Below are 18,418 nucleotides of genomic sequence, written 5' to 3'. Positions count from 1 at the left end.
GCGGAGCATTGTGATGGACATGTCTCGATACCAGCCACAGGTACTGCGTGAGGACCGCAACTTCGCCGTCTATCGCGGCTGGTCACCGGAGAGAAACGCATCCGTCCTTCTGGTCATGCCAGTTTCGGCGAACGAAGCCGGAGAAGGTCTCCAACGACTTGAACATGAACTTGCACTCGCGGAGAAACTTGAAGAGTCCTGGGCAGCGAAGCCTTTGGCGCTGGAGCGTGGCGACGGAAGGCCGTTTCTTGTGCTGTCCGACGAGGGCGGAACACCCCTGAGCAACCTGCTCGGGGAGCCTTTCGAAACCGAGCGGTTCATGGTCATCGCGACCAATGCGGCCGCGGCACTTCGAAAGGCTCACGCTGTCGGCCTCGTCCACAAGGATATCAGGCCGGACAATTTTCTCGTAGACACTTCCGGAAGGGTCTGGTTAGCCGGATTCGGCAACGCTGGCCCGGCGACGCCCAACGACCAGCCAGTGGGTCCCCCGATCGCGGGTGTTGATCTCGCCTATATTTCGCCTGAACAGACCGGGCGGGTGAAGCGCCCGGTCGACGCCCGCAGCGATCTTTATTCGCTCGGTGTCGCCCTCTACCAAATCCTGACCGGAGAGTTGCCTTTCGTCGCCACCGACGCGATGGAATGGATCCATGCGCACGTTGCCCGACAGCCGATCCCACCCGATCAACGCCACGAAGACGTTCCACCCACGCTCGGGGCCGTCGTCCAGAAGCTTCTAGCAAAGAAGCCGGAGGAGCGATACCAGACCGTTGGGGGACTTGAAGCCGACCTGAAGCGGTGCTTGGACAGTTGGCATCAGAGCGGGCGCATTCACCAGTTCAAGGTCGCAACAAACGATGCCGGCGACAGGTTGCGTGTGCCTGATGGGCTGTACGGTCGCTCACGACAGAACGACGCCATCGCAGCGGCATTCGAACGTGTGCGATCTTCCAGCAGGGCGGAGGTGGTCCTGGTATCCGGCCCCGCCGGGGTGGGCAAATCCTCCATCGTCCACGAACTGCGGAAGAAGCGCCTTCCGCAGGCAGGTCTCTTCGCCTCGGGAAAGTTCGATCAATACACCCGCGACATTCCGTATGCGACGATAGCGCAGGCTTTCCGGGAGCTTGTGAGGCAGATCCTCGGCGCTGGGGACGAAGACCTCGCACGTTGGCGAAAGATGCTGGTCGAGGCCCTCGGCCCTAATGGGCAGCTCATGGTGAACCTCGTTCCAGAGCTCTCCCTCGTCATTGGCGAACAGCTCCCGGCGCCCGATCTTCCACCCCAGGAAGCGAAGGCTCGATTTCATCTGATCTTCCGCCGATTTTTGAACATCTTCGCCATGCCGAACCGTCCTCTGGTGCTCTTCATCGACGACGTTCAGTGGTTGGATACGGCCACGATAGAACTTCTCGAGCGGATCACGGTAGAGCCCGACGTCACCGATCTCCTCCTCATCTGCGCATATCGAGACGACGAGGTTCCTCGGGACCATCCATTTAGCGCCACGCGAGAGGCGATGCGAAATGCGCCGATCCACGTACAGGAAGAGCATCTTTCGCCGCTCACCCTCGACGACTTGGAGCTTCTCCTGGCGGACGCGCTCCAGTCGGAAACGGAGCTGGTCGCGCCGTTGGCGAAGCTGGTTCACGAAAAGACAGAGGGTAATCCCTTCTTCGTACTCCAGTTCCTGGCGACGATGGACGACGAGAGGCTCGTCGCTTTCGACGCCGTTCAGGGAACTTGGACATGGGAACCGGAGCGGATTAGGACAAAAGGTATCACCGCCAACGTCGCCGAGCTGGTGTCATCGAAGCTCTTGCGGCTCCCCGAAGTGACATTGGAGACGGTTAAACTTCTCGCATGTCTTGGCAATGGTGCATCGCTGTCAACGCTGGGCATCGTAACTGGAAAATCCAAGCAGCAAGTTGCCGCGATCCTGTGGGAAGCGGTGCAGGCGAGGTTCGTACTGCGCGTGGACGACGCCTTCGTTTTCGCTCACGATCGGATACAGGAAGCGGTCTATCTCCTCGTTCCAGAAGATGAGCGGCCGGCGATCCACCTTCGGATTGGCCGAGCTCTCATGTCAAAGATGACATCCAGCGATCTCCGGGATCGGATCTTCGAAGTCATCGACCAGATCGGGAAAGGTCTCGATCTGATCACCTCGGATGCCGAGCGAGAACAGGTCTCAGAGCTTTTTCTCGAGGCAGGCGCTCGCGCGAAGACGTCTGCGGCATATCCCTCGGCGCTCCGATATCTTAGAACTGGTTTGAGCCTGCTTGACCAGCGACACTGGGAACGGCGCTACCGTCTTATGTTCGCTTTGGAGCTTCAGAAGGCCGAATGCGAGTTCCTAACGGGCGAGCACGAAGAGGCGGAAGCTCGTCTAGTCGAACTGTTCGCGCGCGCGGCATCCCGTGTGGACGAAGCCGCTGTCGTCCGTCTGTTGTCCTCTCTATATGTCGCGCTCGGCGACCAGACGAAGGCTGTCGACGTCGGGTTGGCGTTTCTTCGCAATCTGGGTATCGAGTGGTCGGCGCATCCGACCGAAGCCGATCTCCGCATGGAAATCGAAGCGATGCGAGGCCTGCTCGGAGAGCGAGCCATCAAGCAGCTCGTAGATCTGCCGCGCATGATCGACCCGGACTGGCTCGCGGCAATGGACGTCCTTGCCTACATGATCCTGCCGGCGCTCCTGACCGACAGCAATCTCGAAGATCTGATCTATACCCAGATGGTCAACCTGAGCCTTAAATACGGCAACTGCGATGCTTCCTGCTATGCCTATGCTTCGTTCATGGTTCCTCTCGGCCTCCGCTTCGGGGACTATGCATCAGGTCGCCAGTTCGGCGACCTGGGGCTGGCCCTCGTCGACGAATACGGTCTGGATCGCTTCAAGGCTCGCGTCTACACATGTTATTCTTGCTATGTCGTTCCATGGGCCCGACACCTTCCTGAATCGATATCGCTCACACGGCGCGCCATCGAAGTCGGTATCGCCGCCGGTGACCTCGTTTACGCCGCCACGACCGCCAAGAGCCTGGTCTCCAACCTCCTCGTTTCCGGCGAGCCTCTGCAGGTTGTCGAAAACGAAGGAATGCAGTTCCTTGCGATGGCGAAGAAGGCTGGATTTGGCCTCGCAGCGGATTCCGCCATCGGGCAGCTTTTGCTGATCCGCGAGCTCAACGGGCAAGCCGGCTCCGCGAGGGACGATCTGCCCGACAGATCGTCCTTTCTCCAGCGACTGCAGGAAGCCGGTTCGTCACTTGTGCTGCCCCTGGCATGGTACTGGATCCAGGAAATACAGGCCCGATTTCTCGAAGGAGACTACGCCGCGGCGGTTGAGGCCGAGTACGAAGCCCGGAAAGTTGTCCACGCGACGCGATCCTTCATCGATCTCGGCGAGTATCATTTCTATGGCGCACTCGCCCACGCGGGAGCATGGGGTTCCGCCACCCGCGAAGAGCGGCAGTTCCATATGCAGTCGATCCAAGCGCACCAAAAACAGATCGAGATCTGGGCTGAGAGCTGCCCTCAGAATTTCGGCAATCGTCGCAGCCTTGTCGCGGGAGAAATTGCCCGCCTCGAAGGTCGCGATCTCGAAGCCCTCGAATTCTACGAGGAGGCTATTCGATCGGCGAGAACATACGGCTTCATCCAGAATGAGGCGATCTCGAACGAACTGGCGTCCCGCCTCTGTGTCGCTCGCGGGCTGACAACGAGCACGGAGTCCTTCCTTCGTAATGCAAGGACCTCTTACGCAAAATGGGGTGCACAGCCCAAAGTGCGCCAAATCGATTGGCCGAACCGCAGTCTGGAAATCGAAAAGGAACAGGGGCCGCCGTCGACGGGGACGGCGGCAAACCACCTGGACCTGGCGGCGGTCATGGAAATGTCGCAGGCGGTTTCTGGGGAGATTGTTCTCGACCGCCTCATCGAGCGCCTGATGGTCACCGTCGTCGAGCATTCGGGTGCCGTGCGAGGGCTGTTGCTGCTTTCCCAAGACGGAAAAATGCAGATCGCTGCGGAGGCTGTCACCGATCAAAGTGGGATTTCCGTATTGCTTGAGCCGTCGGGCGAGACCGGATTTCCGGAAACCGTGATCAGCTACGTCAGCCACACTCGGGAAGTGGTGATCCTAGACGACGCCCAGCAGGCCGACTTCTTTTCTGGCGATGCCTACGTTCAGCGTTCCGGTTCGACGTCCGTCCTATGCTTGCCACTCGTCAAGCAGCAGCAATTGGTCGGGATTCTGTATCTGGAAAACGGCCTTTCATCCCATCTGTTCACCGAAGAGCAGGTCGCAGTTCTTCGTCTTCTCGCCTCTCAGGCGGCTATCTCTCTCGAAAACGCCGCACTATATCGCGAGGCGCAGGAAACCCAGGAGCGGGCTCGACGAGCGGCCGAGGAGCTTCGCGTATCGTATGACATGATCCCGGCCCAGGCATGGAACACGCAGCCTGACGGCCTTTATCCGGCGTTCAACAAGCAGTGGCACGACTACACGGGAATCTCGCCTGAGAGCGCGCGCGCTGGCGGGTGGGTGGATTCATATCATCCCGAAGATAGGGACAAAGTAGTCCGGAAATGGACCGAGCTCGTTCAGACGGGAACTGCCGGCGAGATCGAGGCGCGAATTGTACGTCATGACGGAGTGTCGCGGGTGTTCCTTGTGCGGGGAGCGCCTATGCGTGACGAGACAGGAGCGATCGTGAAGTGGTTTGGCACGCACACCGACATCGACGATCTTAAGCGCGTCGAGGAGGCCCAGGAGGTGCTTGCTCGCGCAGGTCGCCTGACGGCGCTCGGCGAGCTGACTGCCTCGATCGCACACGAAGTCAACCAGCCCTTGATGGCCATCGTCACGAACGCGGCGACATGCCTGCGCTGGCTCAGCGACGACCAGCCCAACGTTGACGAGGCCCGGCAGGCAGCGGAGCGCATCATCCGGGATGGCCATCGTGCTGGCGACGTCATAACGAGCATCCGCGCGTTGGCGAGGAAGTCGCCCCTGGCCATGGCGGACGTCGATGTCAACGCCATGATCGAAGACGTCCTGGTCCTTACACGCGGCGAGCTTCAACGCCACGGGATCACTCTCCAGAAGGTTCTGTCTGCGGGTGCTGGCTCGGCGATCGGAGACCGGATTCAGTTGCAGCAGGTCGTCCTCAACCTGATCCTGAATGCAGTCGAGGCGATAGGATCGTTCGAGGGCGGATCACGGCGCCTGCAAGTCACTTCGGAGATGTCGGACAAAGGAAAGGTCTTGATCGCCATTGCCGACAGCGGACCCGGCGTCGAGCTGACAAAGTTGGATCAGATATTTGAAGCGTTCTTCACGACGAAGCCTGGCGGTATGGGGATGGGTTTGTCGATCTGCCGTTCAATCGTCGAAGCCCACGGAGGACGGCTTTGGGTGTCGCCGAACGAGCCTGACGGAAGCGTGTTCTCCTTCACCCTGAAGGCGGCGGCTACTTAACCTCCGCTTGCCGTTTTCGTGTCGCCTTACAAGAACTCACAGGAAAACACTCGCGTTCCCAGAGAGCAGACGACAAACTCCAGGCGCCCGAGCGGACATCAATGTCTGCCGATGAAACGAAGGAGATCGACATGTCTTCCGAAAAGGCGATACTTCCGCCCGGCGTGCTGGCGGGCGGGTTTCATGAGTTAAAGCATGGTCGCTTCGAGATCACCGTTCTCAGCGATGGCTACATCACCCTGACGTCGGATATCCTCATGCCCGACGGAAGCCCGGATGAAAGACAAAGCATCCTCGGTCGGCTAGGAGGAGACGCCGACAGCGCCCCGCTGCAGACGAACATCCCGCTCATTCGCCACGGCAGCGATCTCATCCTCGTCGACACCGGGGCAGGCGCTAACTTCCAGCCGACCGATGGCCGGCTCGCAGAGAACCTGTCTGCGGTCGGCGTCGATCCCGCGTCCATCACGAAGGTCATCTTCACGCACGTTCACCCGGACCACTCCGGCGGCACGACGAAGGCGGACGGATCGCTTCTGTTCCCGAACGCATATTACTACGTCAACGAAGCCGAGTGGTCGTTCTGGACGGACCCCGACTACGAGACGAAGATGCCGGGAACTTTGCACGCCTTCGCGCGCGGTGCCCAGCGCGACCTCTTCGCCGTCAAAGATAGGTTGACGATGGTGAAGCCAGGGGACGAGATCGTGTCGGGTTTGAATGTCGTCAGTACCCGCGGGCATACGCCAGGACACATATCTCTGGAGCTCGCCGGTGATGGAAACCTCTTGATCGCGGGTGACGTCATCCCCAACAACATAGTCTCCTTCGAAAATCCGAAGTGGTATTTCGGGTTCGACACGGACCCGGATATTGCCCTTAAGAACAGGGCCGCGCTCCTGGACAAGGCCTCGAACGAAAAGCTTCGAATGTTGGGTTACCATTGGACCTATCCAGGCGTCGGGTACGTCGAGAGGGAAGGTGCGGAGTATCGGTTCGTGCGCGGCTAGCATTGCATTGTCGTAGCGACGACCAACGGCCACTGGAACAGGCGATCAAGCGCCTCGCCAAGGCGCGGGTCGGGGCTTGATTGAGGGGCTTACCGCGGACCTGGTTCGAGGTGATAATAGCCCGATCCGATGCTTTGGAAGTTCGGGTCCCGCGAGGCGCCCGCATGAAATCCAGGGAGATGGGAGAGCGATGCGGAATTGTTTAGGCCTGCTAGCGGCAGGAGTCTCTCTCCTCCAGCTATGCTCCTTCGCCAACGCACAGGAACCGAATGCCCTGGAGAGGGCCATCGGAGATGCGCAGCCATGCAGGTCGTTGAAGACCAAGGTATCGAGCTTCGGCATCAGTGTGGAGGTAGGCGTCGACAAGCTCGATTCCGTGAAGATCGAAAACCTGCAATTGTCGGTGAATGGCAACACCGCGGAGGCGAGCGCCCGCGGCACGCTTGCTTGCAAGACCTCGGACGAAGCGCTGGTAGAAGGAGGGTTTTCAGCGGCCGCTGAGGTTCGGCTGATGGTCGACCTTACGACCTGCAAGATGACCGAGACCTCCATCGAGATCGTGAAGACCGGTGGCCGGTTCGGCGACATCGTCAAAGGACTTGAGACTGAAATCTCTGGCGCCCTCCGGCGAAGTCTGGAGAAAAACTTGGCCAAGCTTTGCGAGAAGTGATCAGCGGATCGACACCGTTAGACAGAGTTGCGGATTGACGCCGCCAAAAAGCGTCTCCAGCTACGAAAATCGTCACACCTGACACAAGCGGTTGCTTCGCGACGTGCGTGCCGCCTCGCGCTCCGCCGGCTAGCTCACAAGGAAGGGTGCCTTCACGTTGCCGAATCCTTATCCCCCAGTGGTCGCCGCCGTTCTTGTCGATCGGCGGTAGCTTCATTCAACCGCTCTTCCGGCTTTTGAGATCCGCCTCCATGCTCTTACGGAGGGCGTCCATGATGTTGATGACGTTCGACGTCGGACCGGCGTCTTCCTTCTGGTCTCTTGCTGTCTTCTTCGCCGGCTTGAGGGTCTTCTTCTTCTGAGCGATGAGCTTCAGCAGAATCGAACGATGGTGTTCTCCGGAAGCGACGAAGGTGTCGCCAATACGTTCGTGCAATGGCGTGGCTGTGGTCGCCCCTTTATCGTTTCCCGGTCCGGCAGATGTAGTGGCAACGCTGGACCCTCTCAAGGAGACCAACATGAGTATTGGCGAACGAAGAGCAACACAATCCGCCGACGTCGCGATCGCGATGAATATCGAACTCCTGTTGATCCCGGTCTCCGACCCCGATCGATCCCGGACATGCTATCAAAGCCTGGGCTGGCATCTCGACATTGATCATTCTCTTGGGGACGACTATCGCATCATCCAGTTCAGCCCTCCGGGCTCCGGATGTGCAATCATGTTCGGCACGAACATCACCGCCGCGGCGCCTGGCTCGGCGCAAGGGATGCATCTGGTCGTCTCCGACATTGACAACGTCCGGGAGGACCTTCTCCGCCGCGGCATCGCCGTCAGCGACCCGTTTCACGACGTGGGTGGGATCTTCCATCATTCGAACGGAAAGGGCATCACGGCTGGACCGAATCCCGATCGCAAGAGCTACGCGTCCTACATTACCTTCGAAGACCCAGACGGCAACGGCTGGACGGTGCAGGAGATTACGGCCCGCCTCCCTGGAATCAACGGCGACGCGCGCTTTACCGCTCAGCTCTCTGAAGCTGTCTGGCGCGCGTCGAAATAGTTGGCTTCCGTTGAGCCGGTCGTGCTGCTCAAGCCGCCAGTGCAGAGCGGAGAGTAGCCACCGGTTCATTGTCATCGAATGGGGCACTGCCGAGGTGATGCACGATCGTCGCGCTCCTGGCTTTTCGGGTCAATAATCCGATGGTGTCGTCGCGCGCCGCGGACGATGGTCGCCGCGGCGCGAATTTCCGAACTATGCACGGACCGTTTTGAAGGAGGACCGCATTTCGTCGCAAAAAACCTTGGTCTGCTCCCAGGCTGCGAAGTGGCCGCCTTTTGGGAGCTTGTTGAAATGGATGAGGTTGGGATAGGCTTTTTCGGTCCAGCTCCGCGGCGCCGCGTAAATCTCGTCAGGGAAGACGCTCACGGCGACGGGAATCTTGACTCCCTTCGGCTGGAAGAAGGCAAGCTTGTTCTCCCAGTAGAGACGTGCCGACGAGACGGCGGTGTTGGTCAGCCAGTAGAGCGTCACGTTGTCGAGGATGTCGTCCCTGGACAGTCCTTCGGTCTTGCCGTCGAATACGCGTGCGATGAGTTCGTAGCTTCGGATGTCGTGGTCGATCATCCATGCCGCGAGACCTACCGGTGAATCCGTGATGCCGACGAGCGTCTGGGGCCGGTTCGCCATCTCGATCGCGTAGCCAAGACCATGCGCGTAGAAGTCCGCGAGCTGGTCATAGGCGTGAGACTCGTCGGAGGACAAGCCATCAGGCTTCTTGCCGCCTGGCTGCAGTGCCGCGGCCACGTCCTCGGGGATCGTCGCGGGCATGTTGACGTGAATACCGAGAAGTCCGGGCGGCGCAATCAGCGCCATCTGCTCGGTGATGGCGTCGCCCCAGTCGCCGCCCTGCGCGACATACTTGGTATAGCCAAGGCGGTCCATCAGTTCGATCCATGCGCGGGCGACGCGAATGGGATCCCAGCCTTTCTCGATCGGCTTTCCTGAGAAGCCGTAGCCGGGAATGGAGGGAATAACGACGTGGAACGCGTCGGACGCCGAACCGCCAGCCGCAGCCGGGTTGGTCAGCGGTCCGATGATCTTCATCTGCTCGATGATGGATCCGGGCCAGCCATGCGTCACGATGATCGGTAGGGCATCGTCGTGCTTCGACTTCACGTGGATAAAATGGATCTCAACGCCATCGATCTCCGTTGTGAATTGCGGTAGGGCATTGAGCCTGGCCTCGACCTTGCGCCAGTCATAGTCCGTCGCCCAGTACTTTGCGAGCTTCTCGATCGTGGCGGATTGAACACCCTGCGAATTATCATCGACGACTTCGCGCTCGGGAAAGCGCGTCGCCTTGACGCGACGCTGCAGGTCTGCGAGCTGGGCGTCGGTCGCCTTGAACTTGAACGGTTTGATTTCAGACGTGTCGGCTTTGACCTCTGCGATCGCGCCGGGAACGACGCTGAGGACGCCCGCGGCGGCTGCAGAGGCAAGCACGGAGCGGCGTGTGATATTTCTGGCAATGGGTGACATGGCACTCTCCTGTGAGTTCGAGGGTGGGCGGGCGAAACCGTGTCACCAATGCTGAAGCGTCGCCATTGTACGATGGTGTCGGCGAGACCTTGGTACAATCGACGCTGGCACCCGACCGTGTAGAATCTGGCAGTGTGCGAAGACTACGCACGAGGAGTTTTGAATGGATCGGATCGACGCGATGAGAGTTTTCGTTGCGGCAGTGGACGAGGGCAGCCTTGCTGGTGCGGCGCGAAAGCTGAAGCGGGCCGCGACAGCAATCAGGCGCGCGCTCAACGCTTTGGAGGAGCACGTCGGCGTCGAACTGCTACATCGCACGACGCGCACGTTGAAGCTCAGCGATGCCGGGCAGCGCTATGTGCTAGCCTGCCGCCGGGTTCTCGTCGATCTCGAGGAGGCGGACATGGTCGCGGGCGGCGAGCGCTCTTCGCCGAAGGGAATGCTGACGATCTCGGCCCCGCCGATCCTGGGCGAGGAGGTGCTCCGGCCGATACTCGACGAATTCCTTACCGTGCACCCGAGCGTCTCCGTGCGAATGCTCATGCATGATCGCTTCGTGAACCTCGTCGATGAAGGTGTCGATATCGCGCTTCGCATAGGAACACTGGCGGACTCGTCGAACATTGCGACCCGCATCGGTGGCGACGTCCGGCGGGTCGTGGTCGCGTCCGCCGAGTATCTGGCGGACAAACCGGCTTTGACCGATCCCGCCGACCTATCCAAGCATCAGATCATCGCCTTCGGCAATTTCGGCCTCGATTCCTGGAGCTTTCCGCCTATGGAAGGCGCGACGATCCCACGGCACGTGCACTTCTCTCCGCGCTACGTGATGAACACCGTCCGGGCCGCGGCGGCGTCGGCCGTGGCGGGGATGGGACCGACAAGGCTCTACTCGTATCACGTCGCCGAGTTCGTCAGGGACGGACGGCTGGTCATCGTTCTTGCCGACGCCGAGCCGCCTGCGCTGCCCGTGCACCTGCTAACGCCGCAGGGAAGAACCACCGTGCCGAGGGTTCGTGCATTCATCGATTTCGCGTCTCCGCGTCTACGGTCGGAATTGGGCCGGATCGCGGACGAGGCCGGCACCCTGCAATCATTATCCCGAAAAAGGGTCGATTGACCGCCGGGCGGCGGCAATTCTCCCGATATCGGCGAGCATATAAATCTACTGCGCCGACGCCCGTCACCGGAGAGATTCTGCACGTCGATGGCGGCCAGAACGCCGGCCGCTGGTCACGAGTCTGTCCTCCCGCCTGCCGGCGGTGCCGGGCGGGGGGGCGGTTGTGAAACAACAGGATCGAAATATGGAACTGGTTTTAGCCGCGGATCTGTGCTCGTGGTGCTATGGGTTCGGGAAAGAGCTGACGCTTCTCGAAGAGCGTCGTCCCGACATCACGCTCAAGATCATACTCGGCGGCCTTCGTGCCGGAGCGACCGACGTACTCGACGATGCCGGCAAGCAATTTCGGCTGTATCACTGGGAAAGGGTAGAGGAAGCAAGCGGGCTGGCCTTCAATCGAGAAGGACTGCTTGCAAGGACGGGATTCGTCTACGACACCGAGCCGATCTGCCGCGCTGTCGTCACCGCACGGATCCTTCGCCCGCAGGTCGACATCCTGAGCGTCTTCCGCGCCTTCCAGCATGCGTTTTACGTCGACGCCCTCGATACGACGAAGGGCGCGGTACTGGCGGAGGTGGGGTCGCGGGCGCTGGAGGCTGTGGGGCGACCCATGTCGGCCGAAGAGTTTCTGCAGATATGGAAGCTCCGCAGCACTATCGAGGAGGCGGCAGCGGACTTCGCGACCGCCCGTGCGATCGGCGTCACCAGCTTTCCGGCACTCTTCCTCCGCAAGGAATCCCGGCTTCAATTGGTTTCACCGGGATACGCCAAGGTCGATGAACTCGAGGCCCGGCTGAAGGCAGCAGCATAACACACGAACCGATAGGAGAAATTCAATGCCCATCGTAACCGTACAAATCACGCGCGAAGGAACGAAGCCCGACAGGAATTCGGTGACTGCCGAGGAGAAGGCCGCGATCATCGCCGGCGTTAGCCAGGTGATGCTGGACGTCCTCAACAAGCCGCTCGAATCCACCTACGTGGTGATCGAGGAAGTCGATCTAGATAACTGGGGCTGGGGCGGACTGCCGACGTCGGAATACCGAAAGATCGTCGCCGCAAGGAAGGTCTAAGCTATCTTCCGACAAGCGCTCGGAACACCGCCTGCTTGAGCGCATCGTCGGAAAACGGTTTGAAGAGACAGTCCGCCGCGCCCTGCGCCAGCAGACGGGCGCGGAGGCTGTCGTCAGGGACTGGCGGTTATGAAAACGACGGGCACGTCGATCTTCCGTCTTTTCCAGGTGAAGCGCAGGTCCTGCCATACCTTCGATCTTGACGTCGAGAATCAAGCAATCGGAACCGGCCAATTGCGGGGAGTCCAGAAATTCCTCGGCCGACGCGAAGGATACCACGTCGAAGCCGAAAGATTGATGGAGACCGGGCAGGGATTCGCGAACCGAAACGTCTCGTCGATCACCGCAATCAGTTTGCGCGCCGCCACCACAGCGATCTCGCAATACCTCTCCAACAACGCGGGTTGCTTACACGGCCGTCGTTTCACGCTATTTCGAATTTAGGGTCTGCTCAACCCCCGGTGTATTGTACCAAGGTATCGGTAGCGCCTCTCAGATCGTCGCGGCCCCGGCGACTTCCGCGAGCATGTGGGCCGCGTACCATTCGGGCCATTTCTCGTCATGAACGCCGCCGTTCTGCTTCTCGTGCTCTCCATGTGCGTCGGCCGCGCGTCGAAGCGCACTGGCCAGGTCGGCGGACGAGGAGTAGGCGGCGCCCCCGTCGACCCGGCCGGGCAGCCTGTTCGTGATTTCCTGCAAAACCCATCCATTCCCATCCGGATCGGCAAAGGACGCGAAAGAGCCGTAACTCGCCCTGGAGGGGTTTGGCCCGGCGACCCGGTCGTCGGTCCCCTTGTGGTGGAATACGCCGCCCGCGTCGTGGAAGACACCGCTCATCTCAGCTCCACGTCCCGCAAGGGCCGCGTTCGCCATCTCAATATCTGAGACGATCAGATGAAGTCCCTGCGCTGAACCGGGTTTTGCAAAGGTGATGTTGCTTCCAAAGATCACTGAGCAGGGCGAGCCGGGCGGCGTCACCTGGATAACGCGGAATTCGTTCGGCCCGGATACGTCGGCGTCAAGCCGCCATCCAAGACCCACGTAGAACGACTTCGCCCTCTCCACGTCGGACACCGGAATGACGACGACTTCAAGCTTCATGTCGATTTCGCCGGCCGATGTCTTTTGGGAAATTGTTGCTCGCTCCTGGACTGTCATCTGTGCCTCCCGTTTGTTGGACGGCTTGATTGGGACGATGAGCCAGGCCGGACCGCCCGTCTATTATGCGATGGTGTCGGTGTGCTCGGGCCCACATCATGCGGCTGTCGGCGATACGTTCGTGCAAGACCAACCCACTCCGTTAAAATTCGCGGTCGAAGACCTTGCGCACAACATCTACCTCCTAGGCTTCTTCATTAGCGTCTCGCTCGCGGATATTGCGCTCACAGTAAAAAAGGAGATAGCGAAATTCAAAGTCGCCGATTTCGTTATCTGAAGGAGCGGATCGCAAAGGAGAGCACCGTGTCTGCCTACTTGTCGGCCAGAGTCTGCGTGTAGTGCCCGAGCCTGGCCTCGATGTCGCGGCGACAGCCTTGTCGGTTGAGGTCGAGCAGGTTGCCCACCCTCGGTGAGGTGGACCTTCGTACGATTTCTGTCCGCCCGCTATTGTACGATGGTGTCCCCCGCAAGGCCCTTGCTGACATCAACGTTCAATGGACGCATGATGCCGCGCGCGATAAATACCGGTCGGGAAAGCAGCAGGAGGAAGAGATGAGGACTTGGACCGACCGCCGTATCTTGGATCTGCTCGGGGTCGAGATTCTCATCATCCAGGCACCGATGGCTGGAGCGACCAGCTTCGAGATGGTGGTGGCGACGGCGCGGGCGGGGGGACTGGGCTCGCTGCCCAGCGCGCAGTACAACGTCGCGCAGCTTCGTGAGGCGCTGACGGCGATACGCGAGGCGACCGACGCTCCGATCAACGTCAATTTCTTCGCTCACTCGACGCCGGCCGACGACCCTGCCGCGCTCAAGCGATGGCAGGCCTTGCTCGCGCCCTACTATCTGGAACATGGCCTCGATCCTCCGGTGCCGTCGACGGGCGCAGGGCGGGCTCCGTTCGATTCCTCCTTCTGCGAGGTGGTCGAGAATTCCGCCTTAGCGTGGTCAGCTTTCATTTCGGCCTGCCAGAGCGGAGTTTCGTGGAGAGGGTGAAGGCGACCGGCGCGAAGATACTATCGTCGGCGACGACAGTCGCAGAAGCGGTCTGGCTCGAAGAGAACGGCGTCGACGCCGTCATCGCGATGGGATTTGAAGCTGGCGGTCATCGCGGCAACTTCCTCGGGGACGATATGTCCACGCAGACTGGAACGATGGCGCTCGTCCCTCAGGTCGCCGACGCCGTAAGGGTTCCGGTGATCGCAGCCGGCGGGATTGCGGATGGGAGAGGGGTCGCGGCGGCCCTTATGCTCGGCGCATCCGCAGTGCAGGTCGGGACTGCCTATCTCCTCTGCCCGGAAGCGCGAATTCCAAAAATGCACGCCCACGCCTTGCTCTCCGCCTGTGACGACAACACCGCCATCACCAACGTCTTCACGGGGCGGCCGGCTCGCACGTCGTCAATCGGCTGGTCCGGGAAGTCGGGCCGCTCTCACCATCCGCTCCAGCCTTCCCGATGGCCGCCGCCGCGCTGGTGCCCATTCGTGCAAAGGCCGAAGCCTTGGATTCGGACGACTTCACCAACCTTTGGTCCGGGCAGGCCGCGCGCCTTGCGCCACGGCTCCCGGCCTACGACGAAGTCCCGCTTCGAGACCGCCATGGAAGTCGTTGGTAGACGCTCCGGGGTCAGCTAGGCGACTGCTGATCGCGCCCATCAAGCCTCAGTTTCTTCGTAGTCCGGAGACGACGCGATCCGCCATCCACACGCATCGATCGCCATCGAAGGGAAACAAAGAACCGAACAATGCGGCTAGTTGTTTTTCGATCGAATGCCGCATCACCTTACGAGCGCGATACTAGCCACACCATCGTACAATAGCTTTTTGTCCCTCGAATTTCCATCCTGATCGCCGTGCGGCTCCGTCGCGCTCCTAGATGTTCGCCTACGAAAGGGTCACGCCATGCAACGCAATCTTCTCGAAGTCACCGGAGACGAGGCGAAGGCTGAAGACGGGGGAGCTCTCGACGCTCTTATAGAGTTCTACAGGGCGTTCAACTCAGGAGACCTGGCCCCGGTACAAGCCGTCTGGGCGGTCGGTCATGAACCGAGCATGGACAACCCCATCGGAGGGATACGGCGCGGATGGCGCACGATTGCCGAAGGCTATTCCAGGATTTTCGAAGGCAGGACGAATGTGCAGGTGACCTTCCACGATTTCTCCAGCCAGGGCGGAGACGACTGGCACTTGTTCGTCGGTCGTGAGCGCGGCGTCTGCCAGACGCCGGAACGGCCGATGACGGTGGCCTTCCGCACGACTCGGTGGTTCGTCCGGAGGGACGGGGCCTGGCTGCAGCTCCATCATCATGGATCTGTCGAAGACCCGAAGATGCTGGCGGCGTACCAAGAGCTGATCCTCGGCGATGCGGGGCGCTGACCGATACCATTGTGCAACTGCGTCTCTCGTCATTCGGGAACATAGTACCCCCGCAGCCCAACTCCGGCTGCTGAACCGACCGAAGGAGACGACGATGAAGGTCCTGATGGTATTCACATCGCACGACACGCTTGGCAACACCGGGCGCAAGACTGGCTTCTGGCTCGAAGAGGGCGCGGCGCCGTATTATGTGTTCAAGGACGCCGGGATCGAACTGACGCTTGCCTCGCCGAAAGGCGGCCAGCCACCGGTCGATCCGAAAAGCGATCTTCCGGAAAACCAGACCCCTGCAATGACGCGCTTCAAAAAAGATGAGGCGGCACAGAAGGTCTTCGCCAACACGAAGAGACTGAAGGACATGCGCTCTGAAGACTTCGACGCCGTGTTCTACCCCGGCGGCCACGGGCCGATGTGGGATCTGGCCGAAGATCGGGATTCGATCAACCTCATCGAGTCCTTCTACAATTCCGGCAAACCTGTCGCGGCCGTTTGCCATGCGCCTGGCGTCTTGCACCACGTGACCTACAAGGGCGCGCCGATCGTCAAGGGCAAGAGGGTGACCGGGTTCGCCAATTCCGAGGAGGAGGCGGTCCAGCTCACAAAGGTCGTGCCCTTCTTGGTGGAGGACGAACTGAAGCGCTTGGGCGGACTGTTCGAAAAGAAGGGCGACTGGGAGAGCTTCGCCATTACCGACGGCCGGCTCATTACCGGCCAAAACCCAGCATCGTCCACGGCAGGCGCCCAAGCGTTGGTTGCGCTTCTCTCCAGCGTCCAAGCTTCGACGGCTGCCTAGGCTCGAAGATTTCGGGCCCGAAGGTCGCGGGACGCCTGTCTCGCGGCCTTTTTAATGCTCGGGTGCGTAGAGCGATGCTTTCATCAGCTCGACGGGGAGGTGATCGCTTTGTGTTCAAAAGGAATGCTTCAAGCGGGTCCGCCTTCTCGACCGACGCCCGACATCGTGACACCGCTAAACGGCGCACTCGCGGCCAGCTCCATGGCAAATGCATCTGGCCGGTCGGAATTCTGCGGGCTACGTCGAGTGCCCGGTCGACGTCGCCGAAAACGGCTCCGCTCAAGCCGAAGCCCGTGTCGTACGCGATGGCGACGGCCTCGTCGCTGTCGTCGTAGGTCTGCACGGTGACTTTGGCCCCGTCCTCGACGCATTGCGCGATGTAACCCATTGCCTTGTCGAACTGCACGCGGTTGGGGACGGGTCCGACATGCACCTCCAGGTACCACGGGTCGACCATTCGAAATGAAGAAACGCGGCTGGGGCAGGCGCCGACCATCTCCTCTTCCCGCGATCGAGGGACGACGAGACAGGTTTGAGAGAAGCAGAACTGGCCGAAGAACCGCATCGTGAATTGTTCGAGTGTCGGCAGCGCTTTGGCAATGTCCAGGTCCGGCAGCAGGATGGCGGCCGACTTCCCGCCGATCTCGAATGTCAGTCGGCCCATCCGTGCCGCGACGACGGAAGCGATGCTGCTAGCCGTCGCGACGCTTTTGGTGAAGCAAACCTTCGTTACCTTGCCGCCACCTGCGCGGTCCAGAGTTTTGAAAAAAGCGGCTGGCGGCGTTCGTGAGATTCCGCCACCCCGTTGACGAGGGGCGCCTACGCTCCCCTATCGAATGCGATGCGGGCTGCAAGGATGGCTATGTAGACTTCTTCGGACGTGGCGTAGAGAAGGATCGCCACCATCTCTCTGATAGAAGTGCTGATGACGGCATTCGTTTCACTCCCGGACGCCAGTAACCAACCACCGACAAAGAAATTGTCGAACAGCCTCGCCGCCAATTCGTTTTTCAATTCCGTCAGCTTGCTATCTCCGGGGCTGCTTTCTTTTCAAACGCGGCGACTACGTTGGCGATGTCGCCGCTATGCCATCGCTTCCGCGTCGATGACCGCCTTCGCAAATGCTTCCGGTGCTTCCTGAGGGAGGTTGTGACCGATCCCAGCAGTGACCAGCCTATGTTCGTACTTGCCCTTGAACTTGGCCGCGTAGACCTGCGGGTCGGGATGAGGTGCGCCGTTCGCGTCGCCCTCGAGCGTGATCGTCGGCACCTGGACTTCGGGCGATTGGGCAAGGAGAGCCTCGTACTTGTCGAAACGGGCCTCTCCCTTTGCCAAGCTCAATCGCCAACGGTAATTGTGAACGACGATATCGACATGGTCGGGATTGTCGAAGGCTTTGGCGCTCCTCGCAAACGTCGTGTCGTCAAAACTCCAGCTTGGGGAGGCGAGCTTCCAGATGAGCTTGTTGAAGTCGTTCGTGTACTTTTCGTATCCATCGCGACCGCGATCGGTGGTGAAATAGAACTGGTACCACCATTGCAGCTCCGCCGTTGGGGGAAGGGGCTTTGCGCCTGCCGCTTGGCTTCCGATGAGGTATCCGCTCACGGACACGAGCGACTTGCATCGTTCTGGCCACAGGGCAGCGACGATATCCGCAGTCCTTGCGCCCCAATCGAACCCTGCCAGGGTCGCCTTCTCGATCTTCAACGCGTCCATGAGCTTTATCGTGTCGACCGCGAGAGCGGAGGGCTGGCCATTCCGCTTCGTCTTGCCTGACAAAAACTTCGTGCCACCGTAGCCACGAAGGTAGGGGACCACGACGCGGTGGCCGCGGGCGGCGAGGGCCGGCGCGACCTCGGCGAAGCTGTCTATGTCGTAAGGCCAGCCATGAAGCAGAAGGACCGGAGATCCGTCGGATGGGCCGAGTTCCGCATAGGCGACGTTGAGATCTCCAGCGTCGACGTGCCGGATGTCGTCGAACGTGGCCAATGTCGGCGACGCCGAGACTCTATGGGTTTCCGCCGCCGATGTGCTGCGTTCAGGAAGTATCCCTGCAGCGGTGAGGCCGAGCGCGACGCCTCCGAACGAACGCCGCGTCAGGCTTGCGAGTTGTGTGTTTCCCATTGCCGCGTTCTCCGTTGAAAAAGCCAAGCCCTAGTCGGCGTCCTTCGAGAGTGGCTCGACAGCCCGGCCG

Annotated in this window: 16 protein-coding genes and 2 pseudogenes; 12 read left to right on the top strand and 6 right to left on the bottom strand. The window is 60.5% G+C overall.

Going from position 1 to position 18,418, the window contains the following annotated elements; all coding sequences use genetic code 11:
• The first annotated feature begins 13 nt into the window (after positions 1 to 13).
• The 3 genes from CUJ84_RS10650 (at position 14) to CUJ84_RS39265 (ending at position 7,162) form a co-directional block, all read left to right on the top strand.
• Positions 14 to 5,482 (top strand): AAA family ATPase, encoded by a 5,469-nt coding sequence (locus tag CUJ84_RS10650; RefSeq protein ID WP_105006171.1) that lies wholly within the window; start codon positions 14 to 16, stop codon positions 5,480 to 5,482.
• Between the two features lie 131 nt (positions 5,483 to 5,613).
• Positions 5,614 to 6,492: an MBL fold metallo-hydrolase gene (locus tag CUJ84_RS10645; protein WP_105006170.1), complete on the top strand. Its 879-nt coding sequence runs from the start codon at positions 5,614 to 5,616 to the stop codon at positions 6,490 to 6,492.
• Between the two features lie 190 nt (positions 6,493 to 6,682).
• On the top strand, positions 6,683 to 7,162 hold the full coding sequence (locus CUJ84_RS39265) for a hypothetical protein (RefSeq protein WP_105006169.1): 480 nt from the start codon (positions 6,683 to 6,685) through the stop codon (positions 7,160 to 7,162).
• Between the two features lie 217 nt (positions 7,163 to 7,379).
• On the opposite strand, the pseudogene CUJ84_RS10635 reads toward CUJ84_RS39265, so the two are convergent.
• Positions 7,380 to 7,541 (bottom strand): annotated as a pseudogene (locus tag CUJ84_RS10635) (Ku protein); the annotation flags it as partial.
• 139 nt (positions 7,542 to 7,680) lie between these two features.
• Here CUJ84_RS10635 and CUJ84_RS10630 point away from each other — a divergent pair.
• Positions 7,681 to 8,226, top strand: coding sequence for a VOC family protein (locus tag CUJ84_RS10630; RefSeq protein WP_105006168.1), 546 nt, complete (start codon positions 7,681 to 7,683; stop codon positions 8,224 to 8,226).
• Between the two features lie 192 nt (positions 8,227 to 8,418).
• Here CUJ84_RS10630 and CUJ84_RS10625 read toward each other — a convergent pair whose 3' ends face one another.
• The gene (locus CUJ84_RS10625) at positions 8,419 to 9,705 is read right to left on the bottom strand and encodes an epoxide hydrolase family protein (RefSeq protein WP_105006167.1); all 1,287 of its coding nucleotides are present in this window, start codon (positions 9,703 to 9,705) and stop codon (positions 8,419 to 8,421) included.
• Between the two features lie 163 nt (positions 9,706 to 9,868).
• Here CUJ84_RS10625 and CUJ84_RS10620 point away from each other — a divergent pair, with 163 nt between their 5' ends.
• The 4 genes from CUJ84_RS10620 to CUJ84_RS39260 all read left to right on the top strand — a co-directional run bounded on the left by CUJ84_RS10620 (position 9,869) and on the right by CUJ84_RS39260 (position 12,342).
• On the top strand, positions 9,869 to 10,825 hold the full coding sequence (locus CUJ84_RS10620) for a LysR family transcriptional regulator (RefSeq protein ID WP_105006166.1): 957 nt from the start codon (positions 9,869 to 9,871) through the stop codon (positions 10,823 to 10,825).
• Between the two features lie 184 nt (positions 10,826 to 11,009).
• On the top strand, positions 11,010 to 11,636 hold the full coding sequence (locus CUJ84_RS10615; RefSeq protein ID WP_105006165.1) for a DsbA family protein: 627 nt from the start codon (positions 11,010 to 11,012) through the stop codon (positions 11,634 to 11,636).
• A gap of 25 nt (positions 11,637 to 11,661) precedes the next feature.
• Positions 11,662 to 11,898 carry a tautomerase family protein gene (locus CUJ84_RS10610; protein WP_105006164.1) on the top strand — a complete coding sequence of 79 codons (237 nt, stop codon included), beginning with the start codon at positions 11,662 to 11,664 and terminating at the stop codon, positions 11,896 to 11,898.
• 129 nt (positions 11,899 to 12,027) lie between these two features.
• Complete coding sequence (locus CUJ84_RS39260; protein ID WP_158686921.1) at positions 12,028 to 12,342, top strand: hypothetical protein; 315 nt, start codon at positions 12,028 to 12,030, stop codon at positions 12,340 to 12,342.
• A 48-nt stretch (positions 12,343 to 12,390) separates the two neighbouring features.
• On the opposite strand, the gene CUJ84_RS10600 is transcribed toward CUJ84_RS39260, so the two are convergent.
• Entirely contained in the window at positions 12,391 to 13,056 is a 666-nt protein-coding gene (locus tag CUJ84_RS10600; protein WP_105006163.1) for a VOC family protein, read from the bottom strand.
• Here CUJ84_RS10600 and CUJ84_RS10595 point away from each other — a divergent pair.
• The 4 genes and pseudogenes from CUJ84_RS10595 (at position 12,977) to CUJ84_RS10580 (ending at position 16,224) form a co-directional block, all read left to right on the top strand.
• Entirely contained in the window at positions 12,977 to 13,333 is a 357-nt protein-coding gene (locus CUJ84_RS10595; protein ID WP_199788834.1) for a hypothetical protein, read from the top strand. The genes CUJ84_RS10600 and CUJ84_RS10595 overlap by 80 nt on opposite strands.
• A gap of 275 nt (positions 13,334 to 13,608) precedes the next feature.
• Positions 13,609 to 14,671 (top strand): annotated as a pseudogene (locus CUJ84_RS10590) (NAD(P)H-dependent flavin oxidoreductase).
• 286 nt (positions 14,672 to 14,957) lie between these two features.
• Positions 14,958 to 15,431 carry a YybH family protein gene (locus CUJ84_RS10585; RefSeq protein ID WP_105006161.1) on the top strand — a complete coding sequence of 158 codons (474 nt, stop codon included), beginning with the start codon at positions 14,958 to 14,960 and terminating at the stop codon, positions 15,429 to 15,431.
• Between the two features lie 94 nt (positions 15,432 to 15,525).
• Positions 15,526 to 16,224 (top strand): type 1 glutamine amidotransferase domain-containing protein, encoded by a 699-nt coding sequence (locus CUJ84_RS10580; protein ID WP_105006160.1) that lies wholly within the window; start codon positions 15,526 to 15,528, stop codon positions 16,222 to 16,224.
• On the opposite strand, the gene CUJ84_RS10575 is transcribed toward CUJ84_RS10580, so the two are convergent.
• The 3 genes from CUJ84_RS10575 to CUJ84_RS10565 form a co-directional block, all read right to left on the bottom strand.
• Positions 16,136 to 16,912 carry an aldehyde dehydrogenase family protein gene (locus CUJ84_RS10575; RefSeq protein ID WP_245457557.1) on the bottom strand — a complete coding sequence of 259 codons (777 nt, stop codon included), beginning with the start codon at positions 16,910 to 16,912 and terminating at the stop codon, positions 16,136 to 16,138. The two genes, CUJ84_RS10580 and CUJ84_RS10575, sit on opposite strands and share 89 nt — an antisense overlap.
• A 131-nt stretch (positions 16,913 to 17,043) precedes the next feature.
• The gene (locus tag CUJ84_RS10570; RefSeq protein ID WP_158686920.1) at positions 17,044 to 17,238 is read right to left on the bottom strand and encodes a hypothetical protein; all 195 of its coding nucleotides are present in this window, start codon (positions 17,236 to 17,238) and stop codon (positions 17,044 to 17,046) included.
• A gap of 69 nt (positions 17,239 to 17,307) precedes the next feature.
• Entirely contained in the window at positions 17,308 to 18,348 is a 1,041-nt protein-coding gene (locus CUJ84_RS10565) for an alpha/beta fold hydrolase (protein ID WP_105006157.1), read from the bottom strand.
• Positions 18,349 to 18,418 lie beyond the last annotated feature (70 nt).

It is taken from the genome of Rhizobium leguminosarum, from assembly GCF_002953715.1.
Classification (GTDB): domain Bacteria; phylum Pseudomonadota; class Alphaproteobacteria; order Rhizobiales; family Rhizobiaceae; genus Rhizobium; species Rhizobium leguminosarum_V.
Note: the sequence above shows the minus strand (reverse complement) of the source record. Positions and strands in the feature narration are given on the sequence as shown.